Raw genomic sequence first — 1520 nt, forward strand, 5'->3', positions numbered from 1 at the left:
GTTAGCCAGTGCGCGGCAATGATGCCCTCATCCAGTTGTGTCGTGATGGGGGAGGGCGAGGCCAGGCCAAAGAAGGCGAAGCGCAGATAAGTCGGCTCTCCCTGCGCCAGATAGATGCCAACCAGCCCTTGCGGCGTGAAGGCGTAGCCGGTTTCTTCCCTTACTTCGCGGCACACGGCTTCAAGCAGGCTTTCCCCTTTTTCCAGATGGCCGGCCGGCTGGTTGTAACGTACCCCCTCGCGGGTATTTTCTTCTACCATCAGGAAGCGCCCATCCCGTTCGATAATGGCGGCAACCGTGGTATTGGGCTTGAAGCGTGTCGTCATGATCGTGGCGATCTCCAGTTATAGGGGCGCATGAATGTCGAGAGTATGCCATGTATGTTTGCCTGTGTTACCCCACCACTGAAAGCCAGATCCGCCAAGCGGCATTAAATGGTGCCCGTCACCTGCGGGATATCCGTCCGGTCGCGACGCAGTGCGGAAAATGCGGGCATTGTGCGCATGCCATGCTCAAGCAGGCGGGTAAGGCTTTGCTCCCTGCTTTGTTCAAGCCCGGCTTGTGAAGCCCGCGCACTTTGCCATAATGCCTTGAGTTTCGTATTTATCCGGGAGGTGGGTGATGCAAGGCGATAAGAAGGTGATCGAGTTTCTGAACAAGGCGCTCAGAAATGAGCTGACGGCCATCAACCAGTATTTTTTACATGCGCGCATGTACCGTAACTGGGGGCTCAAGCGTCTGGACGAGCACGAGTATCATGAATCCATCGACGAAATGAAGCACGCCGACCGCCTGATAGAGCGCATCCTGTTTCTGGAGGGCCTGCCCAATCTGCAGGATCTGGGCAAGCTGTATATCGGCGAAAATCCCGAAGAAATGATTGCCTGTGATCTAAGGCTGGAGTTGGAGGCTCTGCCCTTGCTCAGGGATGCCATTCAGTACTGTGAAAGCATGCGCGACTATGTGACGCGCGAGCTCTTGGATGACATTCTGGCTTCGGAAGAGGAACACGTCGATTGGCTGGAAACCCAGCAGGATCTGATCGCCCGTATCGGCCTGCACAACTACCTGCAAAGCCAGATGGGGAGCTAGGCGAGGTTTAGTCGATAAAAAAGCCGGCTATGCCGGCTTTTTGTGGGTGAAGTCTTCTTGCTTTACAGCGCTGCGCTGGCGTCTGGCGGCACCGGGTCTTCCACTTCTTCCCATGGCAAGGCGACTTTTTGCTGGTTTATTTTCAGGATGCCTCCCTGGAAATTCAGCAGGGTCGAAACCTGTTTGCCATCCATTTTGATCAGCTTCTTGTCTGCCCATTCCGCCAATTGCGCATCCAGCAGGCTCTTGGCCAAGTCATCGATTTCGGCCATGTCTGGCTGATCCTCTGCGCTGGCATCGACGGTAAACAGGTTGCGTGCCTGTGCCACCACCATCGTCTCCAGTGCCGGTTTAGGCAGCGTGATATCTGCGTCGACAATAAAGCGGCTGATAAAGGTCAGTGGCGACTTGAGGTCGGCCTCCTTAAA

Annotated in this window: 4 protein-coding genes; 2 read left to right on the forward strand and 2 right to left on the reverse strand. The window is 55.4% G+C overall.

The genetic code is table 11. From position 1 onward, the window contains the following. Positions 1–326: NUDIX domain-containing protein (locus ACRC1E_RS05280; RefSeq protein WP_438514063.1), on the reverse strand; the 326-nt coding region annotated here is incomplete at its 3' end. 50 nt (positions 327–376) lie between these two features. On the opposite strand from ACRC1E_RS05280, the gene ACRC1E_RS05285 reads away from it, so the two are divergent. Both ACRC1E_RS05285 and bfr read left to right on the forward strand, forming a co-directional pair. Then, on the forward strand, positions 377–565 hold the full coding sequence (locus ACRC1E_RS05285) for a (2Fe-2S)-binding protein (protein WP_438514064.1): 189 nt from the start codon (positions 377–379) through the stop codon (positions 563–565). A gap of 56 nt (positions 566–621) precedes the next feature. Continuing rightward, positions 622–1092: a bacterioferritin gene (gene bfr / locus ACRC1E_RS05290; RefSeq protein ID WP_438514065.1), complete on the forward strand. Its 471-nt coding sequence runs from the start codon at positions 622–624 to the stop codon at positions 1090–1092. 62 nt (positions 1093–1154) lie between these two features. Here bfr and ACRC1E_RS05295 read toward each other — a convergent pair. Further along, on the reverse strand, positions 1155–1520 hold a 366-nt coding region (locus tag ACRC1E_RS05295; RefSeq protein ID WP_438514066.1), incomplete at its 5' end, for a DUF945 family protein.

Origin of the sequence: Craterilacuibacter sp. (genome assembly GCF_051659485.1) — a bacterium.
In the GTDB taxonomy this organism is placed as follows: Bacteria; Pseudomonadota; Gammaproteobacteria; order Burkholderiales; family Chromobacteriaceae; genus Craterilacuibacter.

Bases quoted from the DNA above. Each gene is read 5' to 3' on its own strand.
- ACRC1E_RS05285 (WP_438514064.1), top strand. From the start codon at position 377: ATGTATGTTTGCCTGTGTTACCCCACCACTGAAAGCCAGATCCGCCAA.
- bfr (WP_438514065.1), top strand. From the start codon at position 622: ATGCAAGGCGATAAGAAGGTGATCGAGTTTCTGAACAAGGCGCTCAGA.